Annotated in this window: 31 protein-coding genes; 15 read left to right on the top strand and 16 right to left on the bottom strand. The window is 56.4% G+C overall.

Translation table 11 applies throughout. The features are described 5' to 3' along the window. Positions 1–358: 358 nt before the first annotated feature. Positions 359–613 carry a hypothetical protein gene (locus tag V3C20_RS13010; protein ID WP_130082544.1) on the bottom strand — a complete coding sequence of 85 codons (255 nt, stop codon included), beginning with the start codon at positions 611–613 and terminating at the stop codon, positions 359–361. Positions 614–1,039: 426 nt separating this feature from the next. On the opposite strand from V3C20_RS13010, the gene V3C20_RS13005 reads away from it, so the two are divergent. After that, complete coding sequence (locus V3C20_RS13005) at positions 1,040–1,333, top strand: DUF2089 family protein (protein WP_130082545.1); 294 nt, start codon at positions 1,040–1,042, stop codon at positions 1,331–1,333. 566 nt (positions 1,334–1,899) lie between these two features. On the opposite strand, the gene V3C20_RS13000 is transcribed toward V3C20_RS13005, so the two are convergent. Continuing rightward, entirely contained in the window at positions 1,900–2,898 is a 999-nt protein-coding gene (locus V3C20_RS13000; protein ID WP_130082546.1) for an SAM-dependent methyltransferase, read from the bottom strand. A gap of 15 nt (positions 2,899–2,913) precedes the next feature. Next, positions 2,914–3,849 carry a quinolinate synthase NadA gene (gene nadA, locus V3C20_RS12995; RefSeq protein ID WP_130082547.1) on the bottom strand — a complete coding sequence of 312 codons (936 nt, stop codon included), beginning with the start codon at positions 3,847–3,849 and terminating at the stop codon, positions 2,914–2,916. A 112-nt stretch (positions 3,850–3,961) separates the two neighbouring features. On the opposite strand from nadA, the gene ffh reads away from it, so the two are divergent. The 4 genes from ffh to V3C20_RS12975 all read left to right on the top strand — a co-directional run bounded on the left by ffh (position 3,962) and on the right by V3C20_RS12975 (position 8,067). Beyond that, positions 3,962–5,401: a signal recognition particle protein gene (gene ffh, locus V3C20_RS12990; RefSeq protein ID WP_130082885.1), complete on the top strand. Its 1,440-nt coding sequence runs from the start codon at positions 3,962–3,964 to the stop codon at positions 5,399–5,401. Between the two features lie 25 nt (positions 5,402–5,426). After that, on the top strand, positions 5,427–7,142 hold the full coding sequence (locus V3C20_RS12985; protein WP_130082548.1) for a beta-N-acetylhexosaminidase: 1,716 nt from the start codon (positions 5,427–5,429) through the stop codon (positions 7,140–7,142). A gap of 42 nt (positions 7,143–7,184) precedes the next feature. Beyond that, on the top strand, positions 7,185–7,391 hold the full coding sequence (locus V3C20_RS12980; RefSeq protein ID WP_130082549.1) for a hypothetical protein: 207 nt from the start codon (positions 7,185–7,187) through the stop codon (positions 7,389–7,391). A gap of 475 nt (positions 7,392–7,866) precedes the next feature. Next, a complete protein-coding gene (locus V3C20_RS12975; protein ID WP_130082550.1) occupies positions 7,867–8,067 on the top strand; it encodes a hypothetical protein in 201 nt (66 codons plus the stop codon). Here the strand turns inward: V3C20_RS12975 and V3C20_RS12970 are convergent. After that, positions 8,054–8,479, bottom strand: coding sequence for a hypothetical protein (locus V3C20_RS12970; protein WP_330935398.1), 426 nt, complete (start codon positions 8,477–8,479; stop codon positions 8,054–8,056). The two genes, V3C20_RS12975 and V3C20_RS12970, sit on opposite strands and share 14 nt — an antisense overlap. Positions 8,480–8,522: 43 nt before the next feature. Here V3C20_RS12970 and V3C20_RS12965 point away from each other — a divergent pair, with 43 nt between their 5' ends. Next, positions 8,523–9,683 carry a radical SAM protein gene (locus V3C20_RS12965; RefSeq protein WP_130082552.1) on the top strand — a complete coding sequence of 387 codons (1,161 nt, stop codon included), beginning with the start codon at positions 8,523–8,525 and terminating at the stop codon, positions 9,681–9,683. Between the two features lie 127 nt (positions 9,684–9,810). Then, positions 9,811–10,569: a DUF3313 domain-containing protein gene (locus V3C20_RS12960; protein WP_161981250.1), complete on the top strand. Its 759-nt coding sequence runs from the start codon at positions 9,811–9,813 to the stop codon at positions 10,567–10,569. Between the two features lie 47 nt (positions 10,570–10,616). Here the strand turns inward: V3C20_RS12960 and V3C20_RS12955 are convergent, their stop codons facing one another. Both V3C20_RS12955 and V3C20_RS12950 read right to left on the bottom strand, forming a co-directional pair. Beyond that, positions 10,617–11,069, bottom strand: a complete 453-nt coding sequence (locus V3C20_RS12955) for a 6-carboxytetrahydropterin synthase (protein WP_130082554.1) — start codon at positions 11,067–11,069, stop codon at positions 10,617–10,619. Positions 11,070–11,106: 37 nt separating this feature from the next. Continuing rightward, a complete protein-coding gene (locus V3C20_RS12950; RefSeq protein ID WP_130082555.1) occupies positions 11,107–11,397 on the bottom strand; it encodes a hypothetical protein in 291 nt (96 codons plus the stop codon). Between the two features lie 272 nt (positions 11,398–11,669). On the opposite strand from V3C20_RS12950, the gene V3C20_RS12945 reads away from it, so the two are divergent. Next, positions 11,670–12,209, top strand: a complete 540-nt coding sequence (locus V3C20_RS12945) for a hypothetical protein (protein WP_130082556.1) — start codon at positions 11,670–11,672, stop codon at positions 12,207–12,209. 79 nt (positions 12,210–12,288) lie between these two features. Here V3C20_RS12945 and V3C20_RS12940 read toward each other — a convergent pair whose 3' ends face one another. The 4 genes from V3C20_RS12940 to V3C20_RS12925 form a co-directional block, all read right to left on the bottom strand. After that, entirely contained in the window at positions 12,289–13,506 is a 1,218-nt protein-coding gene (locus tag V3C20_RS12940) for a DUF418 domain-containing protein (RefSeq protein ID WP_130082557.1), read from the bottom strand. Positions 13,507–13,520: 14 nt separating this feature from the next. After that, entirely contained in the window at positions 13,521–14,687 is a 1,167-nt protein-coding gene (locus tag V3C20_RS12935; protein ID WP_130082558.1) for a 1-deoxy-D-xylulose-5-phosphate reductoisomerase, read from the bottom strand. Between the two features lie 86 nt (positions 14,688–14,773). Beyond that, on the bottom strand, positions 14,774–15,094 hold the full coding sequence (locus V3C20_RS12930) for a hypothetical protein (RefSeq protein WP_130082559.1): 321 nt from the start codon (positions 15,092–15,094) through the stop codon (positions 14,774–14,776). Further along, the gene (locus tag V3C20_RS12925) at positions 15,042–16,376 is read right to left on the bottom strand and encodes a DUF4173 domain-containing protein (RefSeq protein WP_130082560.1); all 1,335 of its coding nucleotides are present in this window, start codon (positions 16,374–16,376) and stop codon (positions 15,042–15,044) included. The genes V3C20_RS12930 and V3C20_RS12925 overlap by 53 nt, the downstream gene beginning before the upstream one ends. 203 nt (positions 16,377–16,579) lie before the next feature. Between V3C20_RS12925 and coaD the strand changes: the two genes are divergently transcribed. Next, positions 16,580–17,107, top strand: coding sequence for a pantetheine-phosphate adenylyltransferase (gene coaD / locus V3C20_RS12920; protein WP_067572938.1), 528 nt, complete (start codon positions 16,580–16,582; stop codon positions 17,105–17,107). A gap of 118 nt (positions 17,108–17,225) precedes the next feature. Here the strand turns inward: coaD and V3C20_RS12915 are convergent, their stop codons facing one another. The 6 genes from V3C20_RS12915 to V3C20_RS12890 form a co-directional block, all read right to left on the bottom strand. Next, positions 17,226–17,549, bottom strand: a complete 324-nt coding sequence (locus V3C20_RS12915; RefSeq protein WP_130082561.1) for a multidrug efflux SMR transporter — start codon at positions 17,547–17,549, stop codon at positions 17,226–17,228. Positions 17,550–17,558: 9 nt separating this feature from the next. Further along, positions 17,559–17,996, bottom strand: coding sequence for a MarR family transcriptional regulator (locus V3C20_RS12910; RefSeq protein WP_130082562.1), 438 nt, complete (start codon positions 17,994–17,996; stop codon positions 17,559–17,561). Positions 17,997–18,083: 87 nt separating this feature from the next. Then, positions 18,084–18,512: a peptide chain release factor-like protein gene (locus tag V3C20_RS12905; RefSeq protein ID WP_130082563.1), complete on the bottom strand. Its 429-nt coding sequence runs from the start codon at positions 18,510–18,512 to the stop codon at positions 18,084–18,086. Continuing rightward, positions 18,499–19,053, bottom strand: a complete 555-nt coding sequence (locus V3C20_RS12900; RefSeq protein WP_130082564.1) for a hypothetical protein — start codon at positions 19,051–19,053, stop codon at positions 18,499–18,501. The genes V3C20_RS12905 and V3C20_RS12900 overlap by 14 nt, the downstream gene beginning before the upstream one ends. Beyond that, positions 19,040–20,425 (bottom strand): UTP--glucose-1-phosphate uridylyltransferase, encoded by a 1,386-nt coding sequence (locus tag V3C20_RS12895; protein ID WP_130082565.1) that lies wholly within the window; start codon positions 20,423–20,425, stop codon positions 19,040–19,042. Before V3C20_RS12895 ends, V3C20_RS12900 begins: the two co-directional genes overlap by 14 nt. A 229-nt stretch (positions 20,426–20,654) precedes the next feature. Next, positions 20,655–21,398, bottom strand: a complete 744-nt coding sequence (locus V3C20_RS12890) for a class I SAM-dependent methyltransferase (RefSeq protein WP_130082566.1) — start codon at positions 21,396–21,398, stop codon at positions 20,655–20,657. A gap of 157 nt (positions 21,399–21,555) precedes the next feature. On the opposite strand from V3C20_RS12890, the gene V3C20_RS12885 reads away from it, so the two are divergent. The 6 genes from V3C20_RS12885 to V3C20_RS12860 all read left to right on the top strand — a co-directional run bounded on the left by V3C20_RS12885 (position 21,556) and on the right by V3C20_RS12860 (position 26,597). After that, the gene (locus tag V3C20_RS12885; RefSeq protein WP_130082567.1) at positions 21,556–22,404 is read left to right on the top strand and encodes a hypothetical protein; all 849 of its coding nucleotides are present in this window, start codon (positions 21,556–21,558) and stop codon (positions 22,402–22,404) included. A gap of 117 nt (positions 22,405–22,521) precedes the next feature. Next, positions 22,522–23,112: a tetratricopeptide repeat protein gene (locus tag V3C20_RS12880; protein ID WP_161981251.1), complete on the top strand. Its 591-nt coding sequence runs from the start codon at positions 22,522–22,524 to the stop codon at positions 23,110–23,112. A 449-nt stretch (positions 23,113–23,561) separates the two neighbouring features. After that, positions 23,562–25,022 carry a phosphoethanolamine transferase gene (locus V3C20_RS12875; protein ID WP_161981252.1) on the top strand — a complete coding sequence of 487 codons (1,461 nt, stop codon included), beginning with the start codon at positions 23,562–23,564 and terminating at the stop codon, positions 25,020–25,022. 65 nt (positions 25,023–25,087) lie between these two features. Next, entirely contained in the window at positions 25,088–25,804 is a 717-nt protein-coding gene (locus V3C20_RS12870; protein ID WP_330935397.1) for an acyltransferase family protein, read from the top strand. Next, positions 25,731–26,153: a hypothetical protein gene (locus V3C20_RS12865; RefSeq protein WP_330935396.1), complete on the top strand. Its 423-nt coding sequence runs from the start codon at positions 25,731–25,733 to the stop codon at positions 26,151–26,153. Before V3C20_RS12870 ends, V3C20_RS12865 begins: the two co-directional genes overlap by 74 nt. Before the next feature lie 153 nt (positions 26,154–26,306). Then, entirely contained in the window at positions 26,307–26,597 is a 291-nt protein-coding gene (locus V3C20_RS12860) for a hypothetical protein (RefSeq protein WP_130082571.1), read from the top strand. Positions 26,598–26,749 lie beyond the last annotated feature (152 nt).

Raw genomic sequence — 26,749 nt, 5'->3', positions numbered from 1 at the left:
GATAAATCTTGCTGAAGCCAGATTAGCGACCTGCCTTCAACTCTCAAGCCTTAATTTGGTTCAATCATGTTTTTCTACGGCCCCGTTCCGCCTGGTCTTTCAAACCATTCGGAGCGGGATGAATAAACCCGCACAGGGTTGCCCCCGTGCGGGTTTTTATCCAACTATATTACCTATGAAACTCAGAACTCCCCATTATGGACGGCGGTCTCTCTACCTCCCGCCACCCGGTTTGTTACTGATGCAGGTTAGAGTCCGCAGGACGGTTTAACGTTCAAAAAAGTTGAAGAAATTATGACAGAAGAGCGGTAGAAATTGCAAATGAACATATTATGTAATTTTTGTCATGAAGGGAGAGTTAACCGCGTTTCTCCCTGTCCTTGGAGGAGCGGATGACAAGATGCACGACCAGCCAGAGGCTCAGGGCAATAGCGGCCACCAGGGCCGGCATGCTTTCCGTAATGTTCCATGAAAACAACACGGCCAAGTCCGCCGCCAGAAGAAGAAGTCCCATGAAACGCCAGTATGGGGATTCCCCTTCATATCGGGAACGTGGAGAAAGCCCCGCCAAAAGGGACGGGACATCCAGCAGAAGGGAAAGAAGGTCGAGCATGGTGTTGGGAAAGGAGGTGGAAACGGAATTTGATGGATGGAACCCGGAATGTCCAGGCTAACTGGCAAGAACCGGAAAATCTCTGTTCCCAAGGCGCGGTCATCAGAAGGGAACGAAAGAAGGAGAATATTTCACATGGTTTGACCTAAGGACGCCTTTTGTTAGCGAAGGTTTGATTCATTTTTATTTGCTTTACGGGCTTTAGGCTGTGCTTTCCGACTAACCGGGCTTGTCCGGTTTTGCAATCTCCGCACAGTTGCGGGATCATTTCAACAGATCTGGAAGAGAACCCTCATGTCCTTTATTTTTCTATTTCCAAGTGGGACGATGCTCAAAATCCTCAGGCGGAAAAATTAAAACGATCTCTCTTGACTTGGATATAATTAAATATACATTGAATAATATTAAAGAGTTTGAGGTATTTTTATGAACATTACGTCAGATTGGTTCACGAATCTTGGGGATGAAGACATAAGTTTCATTAAGAAGTTCATTCTGTCTTCAGGATCATTAAAGGCGGTGGCGCAACAATACGGGGTAACGTATCCCACCGTAAGATTGCGGTTGGACAAGCTGATTAAAAAAATTGAAGCGGCCGATAGCATCATGATGAATGACCCTTTTGTCACGTATATCAAGCAACTTGCCCTGAATGAGAAAATTGATTTGGAAACTGCCAAGTCCCTTATCAACGAATACAATAAAACTAGAAAGGAATAAACACTATGTGGTTCGATCCAATGACGGCTGCGAGGTATGCCTGGATACCAGGTACGGCCATCGGAGTACTTTGTGGCACTCTGGCTCCCATTGCTGCATTTTACGCCCGGAAAGGCAAATGCCGCAGGTTGATCTTGAACACGGCCAAATGTCTTCTTGGTATTAGTTTGTTATTTTTACTCTCCGGGGGTACTGCTTATGTTGTCGGTCAGCCCTATCACGTTTGGTATACGCTGCTGTTGACCGGAGGAGTTACCATGTTTCCCATGTCCACCGTTTACTTTGTTTTCAGGAACGCTTACAGGGCAGCGGAATTAAGAAAAATGCAAATTGAGGACATGAATTGACGGAATCAAATAAGTCAGCCCCGATAACCGGGCATGCCTCACAGGAAAACATCGGCAGGCAATAGCTGTTTCTTTGTAAAAATACAATAATACAAAAAAGAATCAACATGTGGTTCGATCCGTCGGCGGCAGGCATCGCGGATTTGCATTGAGTGCTTCCATAAAAAACTTGGGGCTGAAGGGGAAGTATGTTCTCCTGCCGTTAAAACGTGTGCTCATTTACAAGCGTTCGTGAATCAGAACCTGGAAATGGCCGCCCGCACCGTATTCGTCGGTCAGGAAGGCGTCCTGGGGCGTTTTTTCCGCGTAGGGAAGCAGGTAGTCTCGCTGGGTGGCCAGGGTGACCCGGTCCCCGATGCAGTTGCGGGAAAGTTCCAGAAGGTCCGTAAAATTGACGTCGCAGGTAATATCCGTCCTGCCGGGGTAGCTGTACAGCTCCTCCCCGCTCAGCACCTGGTGGCTTTTGTAGCCGCGCAGGGAGCCTCTGGGGCGGCGATGGTACAGGTATTCCATCTCTGCTCCGTAGTCGATGACCGTCATGGAGCCCATACTCCACAGGGGAAGCCATCCGGTGAACCACTTGGCGTAGGAATCATGGATTTCAATGCGCTGGCCCGGCTGGGAATCGTACTCCAGCATGTGGGAAAACAGGGGCTTTTGAAGGACGGGGCGCAACTCCTCCCGGACGGCGCCGTCCTTCACGGTCAGACCGACTTCCTGCCAGCCCTGTTCCGTATATTCGAACACCCGCGCGGGAAAGGCGTCCACCAGTTCATTGGAAAAGATGAAGGCCTTTCCGCCGCAGTGCTTCAGTGCTTTTTCCATGCCGGAATAGATTTTTGCCTGGCTGCCCAGCAGAAGGTGCTGGAACTCCCGGAGCCGGGGAGACGTCTCCACAATGACGTAATCCGTGTTCAGCCGGTTCCAGAACCCCAGTTGGTCCATGATCTTGACGGCCAGGGCGCCAGACCCGGCTCCTATCTCCAGCAGAGGCAGCCGCGTGCCGCAGCGGGCGCACGCCTCCTTCCAGCGGGCAATGATGGCTTTGGCCAGAATGGGGGAAAGGGTGGGCGTGGTGGAAAAATCCCCGCGCATCCCGATGTTTTCAATGGCGGTGGAATAATAGCCTTCCTCCGAATGGTACAGGGCCAGCTGCATGAAGGCTTCCAGGGAAAGCCAGCCCCCGGCTGCGGCGATGTGGTCGGAAAGGCGTATCATGTCCGGGAACGGCGGTCAGGATTTGGACTGCTCCAGCATGCGGAGCAGGGGGGCCTCCGCCCGTTTGCGCAGGTCTTCCGGCAATTCCACGGCGGGGGTGAGGTCACGCAGGGCGTGGTACAGTTTTTCCAGCGTGTTCATCTTCATGTACGGGCAGGTGCTGCAGGAGCACTGTTCCGTGGGGGCCGGGATGAACTCCTTGCCCGGCACCAGCTTGCGCAGGCGGTGCAGGATGCCGGATTCAGTCACGATGATGAAGGAGGAGGCGGGGCTCTCCGTGCAGAAGGGAATCATTTTTTCCGTGGAGCAAATGTGGTCCGCCAGCAGGCGCACGGCCTCCGTGCATTCCGGATGGGCCACCACCAGCGCGCCGGGGTGTTTCTCCTTCAGGGCCAGAATCTGGTCCCGCGTGAACTCCATGTGCACGTGGCAGGCTCCGTTCCACAACTCCATCGGGCGGCCGAGCTGGCGGCCTACCCAGGCGCCCAGGTTCTGGTCCGGCACGAACAGGATGGGGCGGTCCTCCGGAGCCTGGGAGACAATGTTGACGGCATTCCCGGAAGTGACGATGACGTCCGCCAGAGCCTTCACGCCTATGGAGCAGTTCACGTACGCCACCACGTAATAATTCCTGTCGGCGTTTTCTTTTAAAAAAGCTCCCAGTTCCCCGGCGTCGCAGGAGGCTTCCAGGGAGCACCCGGCGTCGGCGTCCGGCAGGACGACCGTTTTATCCGGATTGAGAATCTTGGCGGTTTCCGCCATGAAGTGGACGCCGCAGAAGGCGATCACGCGGCAGTCCGTGCTCTGCGCCTTGTAGGCCAGTCCCAGGGAATCCCCCACAAAATCCGCAATATCCTGGATATCCGCCGTCTGGTAGCTGTGCGCCAGGATGACGGCGTTGCGCTCTTTCTTCAAGCGCAGGATTTCCTCTTTCAGGTCAACGGGTGCCATGCGGGAAAAGATGGGACGGAAGCCCCGGCAAGTCAAGCATCATGTCCTGATGCAGGCCGCGCCTGTTGACGGAGGCGGGGAATTGTGGCACAGTCTGGCACACCGCACGATTATGTTTTCACTTTTAGCAGATAAACTGGACAACACGTTCCGGAGGCTGAGGGGCCTGGGAAAGATTTCTGAAAAGAACATTGCGGACGCCATGCGCGACATCCGGCTGGCCCTGCTGGAAGCCGACGTGGAGTTCGGCGTGGCCAGGGACTTCATTGCCCGCGTCAAGGAGCGCGCCATGGGGCAGGAAGTGCTCAAATCCATCAAGCCCGGAGAACAGATCGTCAAAATCTTCCGTGATGAAATCGCCTCCCTGCTGGGCGGCGATGCCGTGGGACTGGATCTGACGGACCCCGCCAGAATCATGGTGGTAGGCCTCAACGGCGCCGGGAAGACCACCACCAGCGCGAAGCTGGCCCTGCGCCTGAAAAACGAAGGGCGGCGCCCCCTGCTGGTAGCCTGCGACCTGGTGCGCCCCGCCGCCATCGACCAGCTGGCTACGCTGGCGGGACAAATCCAGGTGCCCGTGTACAAGCCCGCCCCCGGCAGCCGGGACGTGGTGGCCGTGGCCCGGGAAGCCCTGGAATGGGCCAAGACCCAGAACGGCACCGTCATGATCTTTGACACGGCGGGCCGACAGGAAGTGGACGAAGCCCTCATTGACGAGCTCCGCCATCTGCATTCCTTCCTTTCTCCGCGTGAAACCCTTCTGGTGGTGGATGCTGCCACGGGGCAGCAGGCCGTGAACGTGGCCCAGACTTTTGACCGGGCCGTAAACGTGACGGGCATCGTCCTTACCAAGCTGGACGGCGACGCCCGCGGCGGCGCGGCCCTCTCCATGCGTTCCGTGACGGGCAAGCCCATCAAATTCTCCGGGGAAGGGGAAAAGCTGGACCAGTTCGGCCCCTTCGTCCCCGGCCGCATGGCGGACCGCATTCTGGGCATGGGGGACATCGTGGGCCTGGTGGAGCATGCCGCCGCCCGCATTGACGAGGAACAGGCGGCCAAGTCCATGAGCCGGATGATGTCCGGCAAATTCGACTTCAATGACTTTCTGGAGCAGATGAAAATGATGCAGAACCTGGGTCCCCTGGAAGGATTGCTGGGACTTCTGCCCGGCTTCGGAAAAATCAAAAAACAGCTCCCGGACGGCGCGCTTGATCCCAAAAGGATGAAGCACATGGAAGCCATCGTCCTTTCCATGACGGCCAGGGAGCGCAGCAACCCCAACCTGCTGAACCCGTCCCGCCGCCGGCGCATCGCTGCCGGTTCGGGACGTTCCCTGATGGAGGTGAACAAGCTCATCAAGAACTTTTCGGAAATGCGCAAGATGATGTCCGGCAAGGGTAAAATGGGCGCCATGATGAAGCAGATGGGGGCCATGAAGGGGAAGGGAGGCAAGATGCCCGGCCTTCCCGGCATGGGCGGCGGACTGGGAGCCCTGAAAGGTCTTGGCGGGCTCGGCGGAGGTTTGGGAGGCCTCTTCGGCGGCCGCAAATAACCGTTTTGAAAAAGGCGCGTGCATCATGCCGCGCCTTTTTTATTTTCCCTGGGTGAAAGGTCTCTGCCCCTGGACACGTAAATCCGGAATGAGGCTGACCAGGGAACGTTTTCACCGGATGAGCGCCTTTCTGGCTCTGGCTGGATGTCTGACGGCCGCGGGAGAGGCTCCCGTCCCTGCGGAAAACATTTTGCTTCCCGCTCCGTCCGAATGCAGGTCTGACGTCTCCGTTCCCGTACGGCTGCCACTGCGCCTGGCCGTTTATGCCCCCGGCAGGGACGCCGGAACGGTGGAGGCCCTGCTTAATATTTTGAATGCCCAGGGCATTGTCACGGGCCTGTCCATGACCGGAGACAGGAACTCGGCGGATGTGCTATGTTCCCTGGAAGGTGAGCCCATGAAAACGGAAGAGGGGTATGAAATGCGCCTGGAAAGCCGGGATGGGGGAAGAGGCGTCCTGCATCTTCGCGCGGCGGCTCCGCAGGGGCTCTTCTACGCATGGCAGAGTGCAGTACAGATACTGAACGCCAACCGGACGGAAGGCGGCTTTTCCGTACCCGCCTTCTCCATCAGGGACGTTCCGCGCTTCGAGTGGCGTGGCATCATGCTGGACGTCTCCCGCCATTTCTTCACGATGGCGGAAGTCAAGCGCATGATAGACACCATGTCCCTGTTCAAGCTCAACCGGCTGCACCTGCACCTGACGGACGGTCCCGGCTGGCGGCTGGAAATCAAAAAATACCCGCTCCTGACGACCATGAGCGCCTGGCGCGTGCCGCTGGCCAACGGGGAATGGAACTGGCAGGAAGTGAAGCTGGCTATTCAGGAGAACGATCCGGAAGCGACGTACGGCGGGTTCTACACACAGGAGCAGATGAAGGAGATCATCGCATACGCCCGGAATCGCCGGGTGACAGTCGTTCCGGAGATAGAATTGCCCGGACATGCGTACGCCGCCATGCACGCCTACGGGGAACTGGTCTGCGACGGTGTCAACTTTCCCGTGGAAGGCAAAAAAGGGCGGGACACCGTTTGCATGGGGCGTCCGGAAACCATGCAGTTCGTGAAAGACGTGGTGGATGAATTGAAGACCATTTTTCCGCCCGGTTCCCCCATTCATCTGGGGCATGATGAAGTTTCCACGGAATCATGGAGAAACTGCAAGTACTGCCAGAGCCGCCTGAAGGGGTTGAATGAAAACAGCCTGAAGGCTCTGGGCAGGGACTTTCTCCGTCAAGTGGCGGCTTATGTGCGGCAGGGCGGGTATGACGCCATCGTCTGGGACGAGGGCGGTGAACTGGAAGCCGACAAGCATATCTTCGTCATGGCGTGGCGCGGCAATGACTTTGCCGCTGCCGCCGCCAGAAAAGGGCACCCCGTCATTCTGGCTCCCAGCTCCCACTTCTACTTTGACTACTACCAGTCCGCCGGTTCCACGGAGCCTAAAGCCATAGGCGGCCTCATTCCGCTCAAGCAGGTGTATGGTTATGAACTGCCGGAACTCTCCCCGGAGGAGGTCGTCAAGGTGCGCGGCCTTCAGGCCAACATCTGGACTGAATACCTGTACAATATGGGGCTGGTGGAATACATGGCGTGGCCTCGCGCCCTCGCGCTGGCGGAGCGCGCCTGGAGCGACTGTGATCCCAGGGATTACCGCTCCTTCCGCGCCCGTGCGGCCATGGCTCTGAAACTCCTGGAAAAACTGGCCGTCAAGTATCGTCCCCTGGGGGAGGACGAATAATTTTTTCTTGACGGTCAACGGCATTGGTGCGAGTAGGGAGACATGGCTGCCCCTTCTGCTTCCATGTCCCTCGCACCGTGCCGGAAGCCCGGTTATCCCACTGGAAAGGAAATATCAAAACTCCTGAGACTGGGCCTTCTCTCCGCTCTGTCCGGCAACCTGATCGCCTGCTCCCAGCAGCAGGGAGTGCACCTGGGGGGCGCACCGCTGCCTCCTCCCGTTAAGATGATCCAGGGTAAGGGAAAGTAAAGGAATGATGAGCGGGAATGTAAAAAAGTCTTTTTCCGGCAGTTATCCCACCCGGGCCGAATTCTCCGGATTGCTGAAAACCGGAGTTCTTCTGACCGCTGCCGGAACCTTGATGTCCTGCGGACTCCAAACTTCATCAGGGGTGAATGCATCCCCGGTTGGCGGTCATGAAAAAGACACGGGATCCTGTCCTGATGACCATTTGCGCCGTACCGGCGGAGAGTTTCCGGCTGCATGGGAGAGGCGATTGGAGAAGTGAGCAACTTGGAATTTCTGTCGTCTTTCACTGGGTAGGTTGAATGTATTGTTTGCATTGATTTTTCCTCTGATACATGGCATCAGCCTGCATTGTGGATGCTGCTGCGCAGGAGGCAAAAGAAATCTGGGGGAGCTTTGGAAGGAAAATGCCATGTCGGTGACTGGGAAAATAATGTTTTTTCTTGACAGTCAAAGTATTTTATAGGAACAGGAAAGCATGACTACCCCCCGCGCCTCCATTCCTCCGCAACCGGAGCGGAAACCCGATTATCCTACCGGAAAGGAAATGTCCAGACTGCTGAAGCTGGGCCTCCTCACCGCCATGTCCGGCAACCTGATCGCCTGCTCCCAGCAACAGGTCTTGGGCGTAGCTCCGTTGCCTCCTCCTATTAAGATTATTCACGTTAAGGGAAAATAAAGGAATGATAGGCGGGAATGCAAAAAAATCTTTTTCCGGCGGTTATCCCACCCGCGCCGAATTTTCCAGGTTGCTGAAAACGGGTGTCCTGCTGACTGCCGCCGGAACCTTGATGTCCTGCCAGCCCCGGGAGGAAGCTCCAGATAATGCCGGAAAAAAGGAAGAGGCGATTCACACAAAAGATGGCTCCGGCTTGTATACCATCACGAGAACTGCGGGCATGGTCGTTGATGTACTTCCGGTGAACGAGGCAGTTTCCGATCAGGATTGCTCTGGAGATTCGGATTTGGAAAAGAAAAAAAACGGAACACCCTGAAATTCTATCTCCTGAAAAACGTGCGGATTCCCGTTCCAAGGAATGGAGGAAGCGGCTGCCCGGAGAAACTACGTGGAAGGTGAACGGATAAATCATCTTCTGTTTCGTTGTCCTGACAGGCTGATATTCCCTAAAAACCATGATTTATCTGACCCTGTGCCTGACTCATGACTGCAACCTGCGTTGCGGCTACTGCTATGCAGGCCGTAAAAGGGCGGTTTCCATGAGCCGCAAAACCGCTTTCCGCTCCATTGACTTCGGGCTGCAACAGGCATGCCGGGAAGGGAAGGCGCTGGGGAAAATGACTGAAATCCAGATAGGCTTTTTTGGCGGGGAACCCCTGCTGGAATGGACTCTTCTTCAGGAATGCCGGGAATATGCGGAAGCAGAGTCCTCCCGCGCCGGAATCAACCTGAAATGGACGCTCACCACCAACATGACCCTGCTGACGGAAGAGCGTGTGGTATGGCTGATGGAAAAAGGATTTCATCTGGGGCTTTCCATGGACGGAAACGCAGCTATGCACGGAGTATGGCGCAATTATCCGGATGGCCGCAGCTCTCATGCAGAGTGCGTGGCCGCGCTGGAATGGTTTAAGGGAAGGGAACACCGGGCGGAGCTGATTTGCGTGGTAAATCCGGCCAATGTGAAGCATTTGGAGGAATCCGTGCGGTGGATGGGGGGGGCCTGCGGGCTGGACATCATGCTGAACCCGGACTTTGGCGCTAAATGGACGCCGGAGGCACTGGCAGCCCTTTCCGCTGCCTATGAAAAGGTAGGGGAAGAAGTCGTGCGGCGTTACCGGGCAGGAAATCCGCTGACGCTGAACGTCATTCAGAGCAAGATTGGCGCCTATGTGAAGGGCGGGTATCAGACCTGTGACATGTGTTCCCTGGGGGAACGGGAAATCGCCGTAGCTGTCTCCGGAAACATCTACCCCTGCGCCCGCCTGGTAGGGAATGATGACCTTGAAAACTTGTGCATGGGCAATGTCCTTACCGGAGTGGACCGGGAGAAAAAGCTGAAGCTGGCGGCTGCCCGCGGCAACAGGAACCCCAAATGCCTGGACTGTTCCCTGCGTGCGCGGTGTCTCCAATGGTGCGGCTGCGTCAACTACGTAACCTCCGGCAGGACGGACTGGGTGGGGGAATTCACCTGTTTCCATGAAAAACTCTCCATCCGGGTGGCGGACAGGGTGGCGGAAACCTTGTGGGAGGAACGCAACCCCTGGTTCATCCGGGAATTTTATTCCGGCGTTTCCTCAGGAGACGGAAATACGGCTGCAGAATGTCAGGACTGAGCGGCGTTCCGGAAAGGCGGAAGACTGCACATGGAGGAATGTATTATTTAATGTTTTCATTTCCGGCGGTTTGATTGACACGGAGAACGGGCTCATGTATGAAATGATTCTAGCTGATTGCCTGTTTATGAAAAAATATCGGTTTCTGTTTCTGGCTTCCCTGATGGTGCTCGTTCTGCTTGGCGGCATGGCGGTAGTGGCCTGTTCCAATAACTTCAAGCATGTGCCCCAGACGGGGTTTGTGGAGCATCATGTGAAGAATGAGGACTCCCACATTCCCTTTGATGCGTACTGGAACGCCCCGGATGACAAAATATGGAATGACAGGGTAAACGGCGTCAATGGCGAAAAGGTGATGATGGCTGTTCTTCCGGTGGATACGGTTCACATGGATGTGAGGCCGGAAAGCAAGGAAGGGGTTGACGCCCTGCACAATTTGGCGGCGTACTTCCAGAGGAGCGTGACGGCCAGTATGGAGAAGGAGGTTGCCAAAAACCCGAATTTTGACATGGTTCCCGTCGGAACCAAGGGTGCTTATACGCTGGAACTCGCCATCATCTCCATCACACCCACGAACGCCAAGGCCGGCATCTTTGTCACGGCGTTGAGTGGTATCAAGGGCGGCGGCCTGGTCAAGAGGTTCATCAAGAAGGGTCACATCGCCATGGCGGGCCGCCTGCGTGATGAGAACGGCCGCATCGTTTCCGAATTTGCGGATTATGAGGAAGACCACAGCTCCCTGCTGGGCGTGGATACCAAGGACTTTAAAAAATACGCCCACCATCAGCACACTATTGACGAATGGGCTCGGGAAATTACGGATGTGTATTCCTCCACCTATGGGCACAGGACGAATAAGCACATGATGACGCTAAACCCGTTTTAACAGTGGATCAGGCATTATGACGGGGGCCGGAATGCCCGGTTTTTCCCTCATTCCCCATATTCTGCCCAGGAACTGCTGGTTTCCCAGACGCGTACGCGTTCCAGCGTAACACAATCCCTGACTGGGTATTCCGTAAAAGTTTTCTTGGCCTTTTCCAACGCTTTCCGGGCGTAGGTGAAAATAGTGCGGGCCATCACTTCGCTGGTGGGGTCCTCCCGGTCAAATGGAATGATGCGGTCGCCGTACGCGGCGAGGAAGGTCCTGTAATTCGGATCTTCCGTATTCATGCACAGGGAATGGTCAAACTGCTGGAGAAACTCGCCCATCATCTGCTTGACAGCCTTGAAATCCAGCACCATATCGCTGGCGTCCAGGGAATCCGCGCGGAATACCATCTCCACGGAGCGTGTATGGCCGTGGGGGAATTTGCAGTTGCCCGGATGCTTGGATAAAAGGTGTCCGCTTTCCAGCTCGATTGATTTGCAAATTCGGTATGCCATGCAAGAAGGATAACGTGCCCGGCCATGGGGGGCAATATCAAAGAGGGGCGTTATCTGTCTTGCGGGAGGGGCGTTTCCATATGGCTTCCCCCTTCTGCGGTCGGCTGGACGGACTATTCATATCCCGTCCTGTGCGGCACCATGCCATGACTCTTTCGCCGTTTTCCCCTTTCCGGGAATAAAACAGCAGCTGTTCAAACGGAGTCAGCTTTTTCACAATCTGCCAGTAGGAAATGTCTTCAGGATGGTAAAGGGAGCCGTTCCATTCATTGCGGATATTCTTCTGAATGGCTTCCGGGGTGACTGCAAATGTCCTGGCATGATGCATGAAAATCTTGAACGGAAAAATGCTGCAGAGGGCAATATAGGCAACAAGGAGGAATTTACGATTTCTCCCCAACATGGGAAAAGCCTGGGTACACAGAATGGCGAGAAAGAAATAGAAAACCCCTGATGTCTTGAAAACAAGCTCATTGTAGCGGACGCCCACGCAAATGAGTGTACAGGCTGCAAAACCGTGAAGCCTGCAAATGTCTTGCCATCCGTGCGTTGATCCTGTATCAGGAGGAAACGGGAAAGAGAAAATCCCGGTATCATCTTATGGCTTATGTTTCATGGACATTCCTGAAAATGGGTGACAGGGCCGATCGCAAAACGGGCCTAGTTTTCCTGTTGATCGCACTGGCGCCGGTCATTCTTGTTTCAGTTTTAGCCTTCATCATCGGCCTGGGGGCGATTGTGTACGGATGGCCCGCCCTTCTGCCGATGCTGGTACCGTTCTATTTGCCCTTTGCGTTGCGCAGGGAGACCGGGAGCGCGATCAAGTCCGGAAACGTTCTTTTTGACAAGGACCCGCTGGTCGTCACTTCCAGACCGGTAGTCCGGAACTGGGTGTATGCCGTTTATGCGGTCATGCCCGCACTCCCGCTGATTCTGTCCGGCTGGCACATGACCCTTGACAGAGGAGGCAATGGCAGCGCCCTGGCGGCGTTCGCCCTAATCTGGATTGCCCTGTATTCCTCCTTTCTGCTGTTGTCGCTCGTGCTGGGAAAAATCGGCTATTTGAAAATCGGCCGTTTTTTTCTCGCCGCCGCAGCCAATATTGTGCTTGTCCTGTGCTATTCCGTGTGGGGGCTGTGAATCCGCCGCCGTTCCACGGGAAAACCGCTTTCCGCGCTTCCCTGGCTTGAGGAAGGGAGTCCTGTGCGAGGTACAGGCCTTATTTCCTGATGAACGGCTGCATCCGGCACATGGTGGCCGTGCGCCACAGCCATTCCAGCGGGCCGTACAGGAAGTGCTTCAGCCACTGGCGGCATACCCATGCCTGAAGGCAGAAGACCGCTACGGCGGAACACAGGCATATCCACGGTCCCATGCTCCGTGCCAGCCCCAGTCCCCAGCCGAAAAACAGGAACGTGAATATCAGCGTTTGCGTCACGTAGCAGGTCAGCGTGCATTTTCCGGTGTTGCTGAGCAGGTCGGAGGGCAGGTGAAGGCCGGGGCGGGAAAACAGCAGGACGGCTCCGGAAACGAAAGCCGCTACATAGGAAAGGTTTTCCCACTGAAGGACAAGGTGCCGGAGGTCGGAACCCGCGGGGGAGGACGTCAGCGGAACAAGGAGCGTTCGCACGGCCAGCAGGGACAGGAATAGCAAGAGGGAAACTGCCAGCAGCCGGAGGAACAGAACACGCTTGCCGGGAGCGTCCGCAAAGAGCCGCCATCTGCCTGCCAGCATGCCTAGGATGAACAGTCCCAGCGTTTGCCAGATGCGGCCGCTGAGCAGGAAAAACTGCCATTTCCCGACCTGTCCCCGGGTGAGGTTCCACCAGGCCGCCTCCCCCCAGGAGCCGCCGGCGTACAGGAATTCCCGGGAAGGCCCCGCCGCCGGGGAATCCGGGAGGAACCAGCCGGAGGAATGGGGCCAGCCCTCCGCCATTCCGGCGCGGGCCAGGGCGTCCATGACGTTGACGGGCTGCATCAGGCACAGCAGGCACAGAATGACCAGAAAGGGAGTGCGGCGCCTGTACAGTAGAACCAGCGCGAATCCAAGGACTCCGAAAATGGTGAGAATGTCCCCGTCGTAAAACAGGGTGTGGACCAGGCCCAGCAGGAATAGCAGAACGAGCCTCCACATGAATCTTTTCCGGAAATCCACGCCTCTTTGCTCCTGTCTGTCCAGCTGGATGAAGAAGCTGAGGCCGAACAGAAAGGAAAAGAGAAGGAACGACTTGCTGACGAAAAGGTGTTCGTAGAGCCAGTCCGCGGCACCGTTGGCCGCCGCCTGCCATCCCGTAGCGGGGAGAACGGGAAGGTACAGGTTGAAATGGTCGTGTGCGTGGACGATGACAATGCCCAGCAGGGCCAGTGCCCTGAGAATGTCAAGAATGGTGATCCGGGGCGCGGGAGCAGGGGCCCCGGAGGAACTCCGGGCTGTCATGAGAGGAGGGGAAATCAGGGGATGGAAGGTATTAGCGCGGCGGCGCGGCTCCTGGCCCAGGCGTCCGCCTCCAGAATGGGGGCCAGGTTTTCGCGGGCGTCCGTGTTCGCATGGTCGTTCATGACGGCTTCCACCAGCTTCCAGATGCCGGTGAAGCGGAGATCGCCGCGGATGAAGGCGTCCACCGCCACTTCATTGGCGGCATTGTACACGGCGGGCATCGTGCCGCAGCATTCTCCGGCCCTGCGCGCCAAGTCCAGGGCGGGGAAGGCGTCCGGCCGCGGGGCCTCGAAAACCAGTTGACCGATCTCCGCGAAATTGAGCTGTTTCAGGGAATTGGGAACGCGGTCGGGCCAGGTGACGGCGTACTGGATGGGAAAGCACATGTCCGAACTGCTCATCTGGGCCAGCACGGTGCCGTCCATGTATTCCACCATGGAATGCACGATGCTCTGCGGGTGCACGATTACGTCCACCTTGTTCATGGGGACGTCGAACAGCCAGCGGGCTTCGATCATTTCCAGCCCCTTGTTGAACAGGGTGGCGGAATCAATGGTGATCTTCCGGCCCATGGTCCATGTGGGGTGCTTGAGCGCCTGTTCCAGAGTGACGTGCTCCAGGTCTTCCTTCTTCCAGGTGCGGAAGGGGCCTCCAGAGGCTGTCAGGATCAGACGGGAGACGGCTTCCGGCCCCCCGTGGTTGCCGTTCAGGCATTGAAAAATGGCGTTGTGTTCGCTGTCCACGGGGAGTACGCGTACTCCGGCCTGCCTCGCTTTTTCCATCACGATCTGTCCGGCCATGACCAGAATTTCCTTGCTGGCGATGGCCAGGTCCTTCCCCGCCTCAATGGCGGCCAGCGCCGGGCGCAGCCCCGCCGTGCCCACGATGGAAATCAGCACCATGTCCGCCTCCGGAAGCTGTGCCAGGCGGCACAGGCCTTCCTCCCCCGTCTCAACCTGCGAGCCGGGAAGGGCGCGGGAGAGTTCCTCCTCCCTGGACGGATCGTAAATGCAGACGTTGTGAACGCCGAATTCCCGTGCCTGGAGGGCCAGGGCCTCCGCATTGCTGCCGGCGGCCAGGCCCACCACTTCCATTCTGTCCGGAATGTCCCGGGCTACTTTCAGGGCGCTGGTTCCGATGGAACCGGTGGAGCCCAGGATAACGACGCGTCGTTTCTGCATAACGGAAAAGAATGATGCAAAAAATATGGTCTCTTGACAAGCCGGGGGATGAAAATCTTGACGGAGCGCGGTGTGGAGGTTTTCCGTCAGGCTTCCGGCCTCATTCCCGTGGGGCGGCTGGAGGGTTTCCAGGCCTTGGTCCCGTAAGTGGCCTCCGCCATGGGAACAGGAAGGCGGCTGAATGCCTCCTCCTGGTATTTCTGGCGCCATCCCTGCAAATTGAAGGATCTCCAGTTGGAAATCTTATAGTAAAAAATGGACTCTCTAATCATCTGGTATACATTGGCTCCTGCTACGGTGTCTGCTCCCAGCCTTTGGTAAACAGCTGCCGCAAAAGAAAAATTGTCCCGGATTTCAAAGCGCGACAGGTCGCCGTCGCTGAAATACCACTCCGGGTGGCTGTCCATGGTCATCAGGTTGAGGTCCCCGCTCAACTGGGAAGGACTGCGGACCCCCCCAGGCACAGGAAAACGAGGGACAATGCCCCGCAGCGCACCCCGTAGCGTTCCCAGTTGCCGCTGCCGGCCATGTAGGCGAACAGAAGGCCCAGGAAACAGGCGCCCAGGAGCAGGTAAATTCCGGCCGTAACGCGCGTGGGGGAAAAGCCGAAGTCTTCTTCTGGTTGTACAGCCTCACCGCGACGCTGACGGCGATCAGCCCTGTCTGGACAGCCAGTATAAAGCCGAGGACGGTCCCCGTTTTTGAAGCCCTTACGGCCCCGGAGGAGCGGAACATGACCAACAGGATCAAGCCGGAAAGAATGGCTGCCAGCGTAAGGGAGTCCGCCCCTTCATGCAGGTAGCCTGTCTGGGAAATACCTTCCGGCACCTTCCCGCTCCACAGGAAGGAGATGTCCGTTCCGTTGTTGACCAGGAAAGCCAGGTTGATGAACAGCAGGGAAATGACCGGAAGGGATGGCAGCCACGGCTTCTCCGGCCGGATGGGCCGGTCCTCGCCAAAGGGGGCGCATCTGCGGTGCATGGTCAGAATGCCGAAGGACAGGGAACCCAGTCCCCACAGGAGGAAGTGAATAAACATCTCCCTGCTGGGAAGCAGACAGGACAGGTAGCGGACGGCCAGCTCGTTCATGGCGGTCCTGACGGAAGCGACGACCGGATTCCCGTCCGCAAAGATGGAGAGAAAGAAGAGAAACAGGGAGATACCGATGGCGACGCTGGCGGCAAGAGGAAGTTTTCCCCTGAGACCCTGTGCCGCCTTCCGCACCTGATTCATGCGGAAAAATCTGTATTCCAGCCAGGAAACGTACCTTGTTCCGGGAACATAGCCGTTTCCCTCTTTCCGCGGCAGGAAAATGACGGCCAGGGGAAGAAACATGGCGACAAGCAGGTTGTAATGGGAATCCGGGGAAAGGTTGAGGCCGGCGGCGGTGGCATTCAGCACGGCCATGACGCCCAGGAACCACTGTTCCTTGCGGCTGATATCCGTCCGCAGCATGAGGAAGGCCGCGGTGTACAGCAGGATGGCCAGCGCCGTACCGATTCCCAGGCCTTGCAGGGTGCCGAACATGAAATCCGCGGCAAAACCGCTGCATACCAGAGCAAGGAGAGGTATGTTCCCGTGCCTCCACCAGGAAGGAGGGAGTGCCGGGGCTGGAGGGCGGACGGATGTGTCTGCGGGCATTGACGGAAACGCCGGGCGTTCCGGAAAGGGAGAGGGCTGGTCTGTCATGGGAGTTGCCGGGGGAGGGGGAACGGGAAGGTTTCCCTGCACGCAGCGGCACGGGGAACGGTTCCTCTTTAAAGATTTCCGTGAAACTGTCAAGACGGATTCCGATGAAAGGCGGAGGTTCGGCCATGCCGTTTCCAAGGGTGGTCACAAGGTATGATGAAAAAGGATTGTATTTTCCAAAAGAGGGCGTATAGCATGCACGGATGAAGCGCATCGCCGTGTACGCCGGTAGTTTCGACCCCCTGACCAATGGCCACTTGTGGATGATCAGGCAGGGGGCGCGGATGTTTGATGAGCTGATTGTGGCCATTGGCGACAATCCGGAAAAGAACTACACGTTTTCCCATGAAGAGCGCATGGACATGCTCCGGACGGCGCTTTCCGACATGCCGGAAGTGCGCATCGCCGAATTCCACAACCGCTTTCTGGTGGACTTTGCCAAGGAGCATGAGGCCTCCTTCATGCTGCGCGGCATCCGCTCTACACAGGACTATGAATATGAACGCGTGATGCGCCATATCAATGCGGACATGGCTCCCAAGGTTTGCACCGTGTTCCTGATGCCCCCGCGCGATACGGCGGAATTGTCCTCCAGCATGATCAAGGGCCTGATCGGGCCGGAAGGCTGGGAAAGCCAGGTGAGCCGCTACGTTCCCCCGAACGTGTTCGCCCTGCTCAAGAAGAAATATAAAACCCTGACGGAGGAAATGCGCCGGCAGGGCGGCCAATAGGGATATTCCCGGCGCCTGTCACATTTCCCTCAACGCATTCCGGAGAGCTTCCTGCGCCTCTTCCTCCGTCCCGGCTGGGGAAAATTCCTCAGAACCTTGACGGCTCAAAATCTCTGCCCTAATGCGTCGTGCCGGAGACATTCAGAAGCACAGTGCCCGTTACAATGAGGACGATGGCAAAAACGCCTGCGGCATTCAGATGCTCCTTGAACAGGAAGACGGACAGGCAGGTGGCGGCTACCATACCGATGCCGGACCAGGAAGCGTACGCGATGCTCAGCTCAATACCCCTGAGGGATTTGGACAGGAAAAGGAAGCAGATAACATAGGCGGCAATGGCCCCTGCCGTCGGCCACGGGCGGGTGAACCCTTCCGCGTATTTCAGGCAGAGCGTTCCTATCAGTTCTCCCGCTATGGACAGCAGCAAATACAAATACGGCATGACAGTCTCCTATGGATGAGCGGCTTTCCGGAAATGGCGGAGGTACGTGCGGCTGTGGCTGATCAATCCGTTGACCTCTTCGAGGCTCATGGCATTGAACGCTTCCGATTCGGCCTCGTAAAGTTCGGTCAGGACGTGTTCCGCGTAATCCCTGCCTTCAGGGGAAAAAATGATGATCTTGTTGCGCCTGTCGGCGCTGTCCGTCTGCTGTGAAACGTAACCACGGCTTTCAAGGTTTTTGAGGATGCTGTTCACCGTCTGCTTGGGAAGCATGAGCATCCTGCATAGGTCCGTCTGGGTGCAGCGTTCGGTATTCCGCACCATGTACAGCACCAGAAGCGTGTTGATCGTGATTCCGTGCTGTTCGGCCCATTGGGAATAAAGCTCGTTGGTTTCAAGCCAGATTTGGTAGTAACGCCTGATCGTGGATTTGAGGTCGAGGTGCATGTAATAAATAGTCTGATTTCGGACTAAAAATATCAGGACATACCGGAAAGTCAATACAGAAACCAGTCCCGTCCGGCAGAACGGGGACTACCAGGAAATTGCCCATGGAGCAGGGATACATGCAGCGGCGCGTTCACGGGAATTGCTTACATGTCTTATGTCTTCCGCTGGCGGCCGGGAATGCGCCGAAGAACGCCTTCTGCGCCTGTCCTTCTGTTTGCGCATGCGCTGGATAACGCGGGCTTTTGAGGCGCACTGGCCCGTCTGCTGCCGTTCCACGGCGTCGCACAGTTCCCGGCGCGCCAGAAAGCGGTTGAGCTCCCGGGAACGGTCCACGTGGCACTTGACGGCGATGCCCGTCGGGACATGTTTAAGATAAACGCAATTGTTGGTTTTGTTCACCTTCTGGCCGCCGCGCCCGGCGCCTCTAACAAAACTTTCCTCCAGGTCCTGCTCCCGGATTCCCAGGGATTCCATGCGCTCCTTGAGGGCGGCGAGTTTTTCAGGCCTTACCATAACCGGATTGATGCAGGGAGTTGAGGCGCGCCTGAACGGCATGGACCAGCATGTCCCGGCTGGATGCCGTCAGGGGAGCCATTCCGATGATGGTGTTTGTTCCGTCCGCCAGGCGGAGCGTCAGCCGTGTTCCGTCCCGCTCTGCGGAGCATATCTGCTGCCAGAGGTGCCACCGCATGGTATGGCGCGGACGCACAAAGGGGAGAATTTCCACGCCCAGAGGCGTGACGATGACGGCCGCATGCTTCAGGCAGCGGAGCCCCAGATACAGGAAGAGGACGGCTGGGATCAGGGCCGCAGCCTGCATGGCCCACAAGGGGGCGGGAAGATAGGGCGTGATGGTGCCGTGCCCCGCAAGTTGGAGAAAACCTGCTATGGCAATCAGCAGGAAAGCCGATCCGGTCAGGAAGGTTCCCGCCCGGTTGCGCGTAAAGCGCAATTCCCTCTCCTGTACGGGAATGTGGCGGATATCGTCCACCCCCAGGCCGGTTTTCACCGGACTGGGAAGTGTGTCGGATGATGTATGTTCAGGCTCCGGCATAAATGCCAGGAAAGATTTCCTTCGTTTCTTCCGTGTTATTCTCCATCAGCAGGGTGCCTTGAAGGACGGCCCCATCCTGAAAATGGAAGCGGCCGCGCAGGGTCAGCTTGTCCAGCCCCACCAGGGAAGGCAGGCCGAGGCTGTCCAGGGAATCCACCAGCTTGTACAGGCTGGGGTCCAGGTCCACGATGGGGGCGGCTCCATTCCGTTCCGGAGCCAGGGCCACCTTGCCGTCTGCATCTACGGAAACCGCGTCGGAACGCAGCAAAAGCAGGTCGGAGGTGGTTTTAACGGGGAAAAAGCGGGAGCGCGGCACATTGACGGCGCGCGCGCCGGGGAAGCATTCGATGCCCGCGCCCATGGCCGTTTCCAGCTGGAACACCTTGGCGGACTCCGGGTCCCTGGGGTTCACCGTCTTGCTGTTCCGGATCATGGGGAGGGGAAGTACGCCGCCGTTGGCGTCCAGAATCTGCTTGAGGGAATCCAGGCGGATCCAGAGCGTGTTGGTATTGAAATAACGGTGCTTGGAAATGTTCTGGAATTCGGGGATGTCCGCGTCCGGGCACTGGGCTACCTCCCGCAGGATCAGATGCCCGTCGGATTTTCTGACGGCCAGGTGGCCGCCCTTCTTGTCCGCCTCCGTGCGGCGCGTGACTTCCATGACGAAGGGGGCTCCGCTTTCCGCAAACCAGCGCAGGAAATTCATGTCAAGCTGGGCTCCCAGATTGTCGGAATTGGAGATGAAGGCATACTTGACGCCGTCCTCCAGAAGCCGGTCCAGCCAGCCGGAACCCAGCAGGGCCGGGTACAGGTCCCCGTGGCCGGGAGGGCACCATTCAAGTTCGGGCTGCTGCGGATAGGAGGCTGGTTCCAGCGTATCGGCCAAAATCTTCGGCACGCGGTTCTGCATCAGTTCCACCTGGTGGGCGTCGGCAAAACCGTCCGCCGCATACTTTTCCAGATAGGCCAGCGTGTCCGCGCTGGTGGAGAAGGAATTCATCAGCAGCAGGCGCACCGGGGTTCCGGATATGGTGCGCAGGTGTTTCACCTGCCTGACGATGAGATCGAGAAAAGTGTCCTCCCCCTTCACCTTGAGCAGGCTCTTGGCTTTCTGGAGTCCCATGCTCGTTCCCAGGCCCCCGTTGAGCTTGATGCAGACGCACTGGGAAATCAGGTCCTTTCCGGCCGGGGCCGTGGAATCCGTGATGTTCTTCCAGTCCGCCACCTGGTCCGCCGGACTGATGTCCGTTTCGGGGATCATGCCGGAATGGTTGGAAACGAGAGCTTCGTAACAGCGGGAAAATGCCTTGATGGCTGCGGTGGAGATGCCCGCGGACTCCATCTTTTCTTCAAAAGGAGTGAACGTACTCATTGCCGGGGGTTGTACAAAATGACCGGAGAACTCTCAAGCATTATGCGCGTACCCGGCATGGTAGTTCCGGTAGTTTTCCTTCCTCCCGCGAATGGTCGGATGGAGAAAGGGAAAGAAAGTCCGGTAGTTGTTCCGGGAAGCCTTTTTTGTGCCGAATATCCGGTGCTTCTGCGATAACGCTGAGGCAGAAAGGGAATGTTCCTCACGTGGGAAAGCGGTGCGGAAAATGTCATTTCACGGCTATGACCCGGATGCGCCGGTAGTCGGCCACCCATTGGACTCCGTTCCACAGCTCATTCCGGAGGGCGGACTCCATCTCTTCAAAAATCCGGATGCGGCTGCCTTCCGGCAGCGGGGCCAGATCGGAGGCAAAAAACTGTGCCACCCAGTTGCGCAGGCCGTTCTCCCCGTCCTTCAGCGGCGTGGGGCGGTCGTAATCCATGACCAGTTCCGGGTGCAGTCCGGCCTGTTCCACTAATTTCCGGTATTCCTCCACGGTGGGGAAGTAAAAGGGACTTTCATAATGTCTTTTCTGGCGGCAAAGGATGGATTGAAAGGCTTGCTGAATGCGGTGTATGTTACGGACGGCTCCGAATTCGCAGACCAGCCTGCCTTGCGGTTTCAGCACGCGGAAAATATTTTCCAGCAGGGTCTTTTGATCGGGAATCCAGTGAAAAACGGCGTTGGAAAAAACGACGTCGAACCGGTCGGACCACGGCATCCGGCAGGCGTCCACCACCCGGAAGTCGATGTCCGGGTGAAGCATCCGCGCCTTGCGCACCATGTCTGGAGAAGCGTCCGCCCCGACGACATGGGCGGATTTGGCCAGCAGTTCCTGCGTGAGTGCGCCCGTGCCGCAGCCCAGGTCCAGAATGGCCTGTCCTGGATTGTCCGGAACGTGGGAGAGCAGGTCTTTCCCGTAGTCCGCGACAAAGCCGTGCTTGTCTTCATACAAATCCGCGTTCCACTCCATGACGGCGCCAGCATACAGGTGACGGGCTTTTTCTCCAAGACGAACCCCGCATTATTATGCCATGTCCCGGCGGGGAAACGGCCCCTTGCGCATTTTCCGCATGCGTCCGGGATTCTGCTTGCTTTGGCCGGCGTGGAATGGTTAAGATAAGTTTACTATGAAAGCAACAGCCCTGTTCATGACGGCCGGAGCCCTGGCCGCGGTTTCCGCCGGCGCCTATGACGGATACGGATATGATCCCCGGCCGGCAAGTGCCTACAACGATACGATCAGCGGCGCGGCCAGAATCGGCTACGATTCCCGCTATGCCTACAAGGACCTGGTGGCCTCCTCCCTGCTGAACCGCAGCGGCGTGTTCACCTTTGGCGGGGAAGTGGACTTGAACCTCGTCAAGGACTGGAAGCAGGAAATCGGCGCGGAATACCTGGCTTTCTGCGACGGCCTGCTGAGCGACAAGAACGCTTTTAACGCGGACTGGAAGGCTGTGAAGGAATTGTTCCCGAACCTGACTTTCCGGGGCGGTTATGAGTTCAATTACGGCGGTCTTCCCGGCTATTTGAGCAAATACACGGGCAAGGCCCCCCACTCCGTGGCCCAATCCTTTACCGCCGGGCTGGCGTACGATGATCCGGGGCACGGCTATTTCGGCGCTCTGGATGTCCAGTACGGTTTTTACGGCATGACGGGCTGGCGCATCGATTTGAATGCGGGCAAGCGCTGGAGCGGACTGATTCATGAAAAGGTGGATTTGGAACTGAGCGCTGGTACCAGCTATTCCTCCAGCTACTGGGGCGCCGGCGTGGCCGGATTCGACCAGTTCAACGTCAAGCTGGCGGCTCCCGTGCGCATTTCCGGGGTGGATTCCCGGAGCGGTTTCCGTGTCATTCCCTTCATCCAGTTTGACTGGGCGGGGAACACGCGTTCCGATATTCGCCGCTACGCCGGCATGAGCACTATTGAAGACTTCCGCATCCGCGTGGGCGTGGAAGCCGTTTACAGATTCTGACAACGGCCTCCGGGGGCTTTCTTCCTTCCCAAACGGGAAGGGAAAACGCCTCCTGGAGGCATTTGACGTTTTCGGCTACGGCCGGGGAATAATGCATGATTCATGAAAGATGCCGCCATGTGGAAAACAATTCTTATTCTTGCCCGCCACACCTTCATACGTCTGTTGTGGCTGCTGCTTCCTCTCGGTATCTTTGCCTTTCTGGTGCGGGCCATCCCTCTGAGTCCGCTCCAGGCCCTGTGCGGACTGATTCCAGTCATTGTCTTTGAAGTATGGCTGGTGGTCAAGTACCTGCTTCCGGGCATGAGCGACGTGGTCACGAAAACCCTGTATGCGTCCAACATCTCCACGGATGAAGAAGTGCTGGTGGATGCGGCCCGGCGCATGCTGGGGGCCGGAGATGCGGCGGGCGCCCTGGAGCTTCTGGAACGCAACCGGAAGGAAAATCCCGGAATGGTGCGTCCCTGGCTGATGGAATCCGGTCTGCTGAACGACATGCGCAGGTATGCGGAATCCGTTGAACTTTTACAGGAAGGACTGGCGTCCAGAAGATGGAGGAAGGAGGACCGGGCCCTTTTCCTGTATAAAATAGGGGGAATTTATTCCTCCCTGCTCAATAATTCGGAAAAGGCCCTGAAATACTGGCAGGAGGCCGCCAGCAAGTACCCGAACACGGCTTATGGCCGTGCCGCCAAGGATAAGCTGTAGGAAACTGACTAGTAATGTTTACGCTATTCGTGCCGGGGACCATGGTTTATCCTGCCTTGTTCCTTAAGGAACAAGGCAGTGGATGGAGATGCGTTCCGAAGGAGTAAAACGCTTCTGCTTCTGTATCTGTTCAATGGACGCGAATTTATTATTGACACGGAATGGTGACTAATATAGACCCCGCTAGCTCCATGAAGCTTTTATCCTCTTTTAAAGCCTTGTTGCAGCATAACGGCAGGGCGCTCTTGTTGCTGTTGCTTCTTTCATTTATTTTTTCATGTGCATTTAATGTATATGCATATGATGTGATGGAAAAATTCGGTCCTGGAATGGGGATTGTCGGATTTGTCTCAGGGTGGGGAATGTGCTTTGCCTTTCTGGTATTGATGTATTCCCTTCACTGGGTGTGTCTGATGCTGTATTTGTGGGGTTCTTCCCTGTTTTTGTTCATGATTACGTGGTTTCTGAGGACTTCTGGACTGGAGCTTAACGACGAGGTAGTCGCCAGCGTCATGGAGACGAAGCCTCAGGAGATATTCATTTATCTCAACGCGGTGTCCATCCCCCTGGCGTTGGCTACCGGGGCGGTTTGTTATGTGCTTGCAAGGTGGATAGCCGGAACGTATTCTGTCCCCCGCCGGGAAAGGGCCGCGCTGTTTGCCCTGGCCGCGGCGGCGGTGGTCTGCCTGAATATCGTCTGGTACAGGGGGTTGCCTTATAATGTTTTGCTTCCCGCGGCCATGCAGGAGGAAGTGTTCAGCCAGGCTTCCAAATTCCCCATGCATTCCTACAAGAAAGTGGGAACAATGATTAAAGATTATTATGAAATAACTACCCGTGTTCTCCAGGAACTCGACGGATTGAAGGATCCTGCGGAGCTTGCCTCCACCTGTGGGGAAGCGGAGCCGGTCACGCTCCTGATCCATTTCGGGGAGGCGCTCCGGGCGGATCATCTTCCCTTTAACGGGTATGAACGCAACACAATGCCGCTCCTCTCCCGTCTTCCGGGAATCATTTCTTTCCCGAAGGTGGCTTCCTACGCCACCGCTACCCGTGAGAGTACCCTGGGCGCTTTGTCCGATGCCACGGTGGAGGGACGCAAACTGCATTATTCCGGGTTCATGTCCCTTTTTAACAAGCACGGGTTTTCCACAAATGCCGTCTTGCTTCCTTCCGGATCCGTTCACGACATGCCGGCCTACCGGTTGTTGAAGGATACCCGGAATATCGTGCAGATTCCTGAAGACGAGATTTATGATGTGATGAACTCCCTGCCTTATATTTTCAACATCCTGGAGCAGGGGCGGGATCAGAGGCTGGTGCTTTACGTCAACAACCTGGGGAGCCATCCTGCCTATTATTACCGTGAGAAGAACAAGGTGTTCCTGCCCGATGAGCGCAACATGGTCTTTCCCACCATGTTCCCGAAGCAAAACATCGTGAACGCCTATGACAATACCATCCTGCAGAATGATGAATTCATTTATTCCATTATTGAAAAATTAAAAGACCGGAATGCCGTTTATTTTTATTGTTCCGATCATGGGCAGTCCCTGGGGGAACGGGGCAATTATACCCAGAACGGTTCCATGGATATCCCGGAACAGCGTTATGTAGCCTGTTTCGTCTGGTTTTCCGATCTGTTCAGGAAGACGCATCCGGATATGGTCAGAAACCTGGAAGCTAATGCAGAAAGGCTGCCGATGATATCCCATGATTATTTTTTCCATACGGTGATTGCACTGGGGAGCATTTCCTCCCAGGTGGTTGATCCCGGCCTGAATTTATGCTCTCCCTGCGTGCGACCTTTCACGGGAGACGTTCCGGCTTTCCCTGAGTATGACCGCCAGTTGGAAGAGATGAGAAAACGCCTTTCAACGAAGGATGAAATGCCCGTAGCCGGAAAATGAATGATGTGCGTGATGGAAGAGAGCAGGGGAAGAAGACCCGGAACCCGGATGGGCTTGTTTGAAGCATGAACAGGATTTCCAATTCAATTCCTGCGGCGGCTTCCCGCAAGCCGGCGCTCGACTTCATCCGCATCGTCTTTTGCCTGATGGTGGTGTGCGAGCATTACCTAGTGCCCGCACCGCCCAGCGGAGCGATTGCCGTGATAGGCTTTTGCGTGATGTCCGGTTTCTGGATAGGTCCGCTTTTGGAAAGGAAGGAGCTGGATGTCGTCTCCTTTTACCGGGGGAAGGCCCGGCGTCTGCTGCCTTTGCTGGGGCTGGCCCTGCTGTCCGGTTTTGTTCTGGCGGTGGTGTTTTCTTATCATGTCCGCAATATGGCGCATTGGAACGTGTTTTCCCATACCGATTTTTCCATCCTGAAAATCATGTATTTTTATGACGTTCCGGCATGGTACATGAATTGCGAGCTGATGTTCCTTCTGCTCGTGCCGTTTTTCTATGCGTTGTGCAGGGCGAATATTCTGTGGTATGCGGCCGTACTGGCGTTTCTGTTTTTGACGGCTTTTGCCCTGTATTCCCATGTTCCCGAAGGCATTCCGCGGGGAGGCGGTCTGTATTACAGCCCTTTGGCGCGCATGTGGCAGTTTATGGCGGGGGTGCTGGCGTATCGCATGATAACGCTGGAAAGTCCTTGCGGGCGCCTTTCCCGTGCTGTTCCTTGTTTTTCTGGTAGGGAGCGCCATTTCTGTTTGCCTTTCCCAGCAGGAGCTTCATTATTATGAAGACTCCTTTCCATTCCAGGTGATGGCAGCCTTGTTTTACATGGCGCTGCTTCCGTCCGCCTATTTCTTTTCCTTCCGTGAAGGCAACAGGATGTTCCGCGTGGAGAAATGGCTGGCCTATGGCTCCTCCCTGACTTATGGAATATTTTTATTTCATGTGCCCGTGTTGAATGCCTGTTATATGGGACTTCTGTATCTTGGAGTGATCAGCCGGGAACAGACACGCTCATGGGCCGTCCTGTTGTTGTCTTTCAGCGCGACGATTGTCCTGGTGGGTGTTTTAATGTGGTTGTTAAAGAAGGGAAAAAGGGTTTTCGGGAATGCCTCTTCATCTCCATCTGCGGGATAAAAGCTGTTTTTCAAATTTTTCGCGGGAAGGGGTGCATATTACAGGAAGCGCTGAAAACGGCGTTTTTCCCGGTATTCCGGCAGTTGGTGGCTGTGGCGGGGAGTGGCGTCATCAGTTCCGTCAAGGCGGTGGACGCCTCGTTCACCAAGCTGATTGAGGAAGATTCAAGCGGGAATACGATCCTATGCAGGCGGGGGAGCCTGGACGGAGCCTGATGCCTATCCCGTTTTTGTCATAGGAAAATTGCTGGGCACGGAACCCCGCAACATTCTCTTTGCAACTTGCAGGAAGCCGCAGACGGGCGTGGATGTGTTTACCCGCGCCGAAGTTCTTTATTCCCATGCGGTGACCGCCGCTACGGCGGTAATCGGCGCCAAGCAGGAGGGGGATTTGTGCATCACCGACTTATGTGCCTGCTCCGTGGTGGAAGACAGGACTGTTTGAAGTGCACTTTGAAGATCCGCAGTTCAATAAAAAATATCGGAACTATTTACTTTAGTCTTGTATCAGTCGTTTTGGCTGCCTCTCCCGCCAATTTATTACTGAATATCAGCGTTAGCAACAATGCAATATTCTAACAAGGTTATTTACATAAT

It is taken from the genome of Akkermansia sp. RCC_12PD (assembly GCF_036417355.1).
Classification (GTDB): Bacteria; Verrucomicrobiota; Verrucomicrobiia; order Verrucomicrobiales; family Akkermansiaceae; genus Akkermansia.
This window is presented reverse-complemented; position numbering and strand designations above follow the sequence as displayed.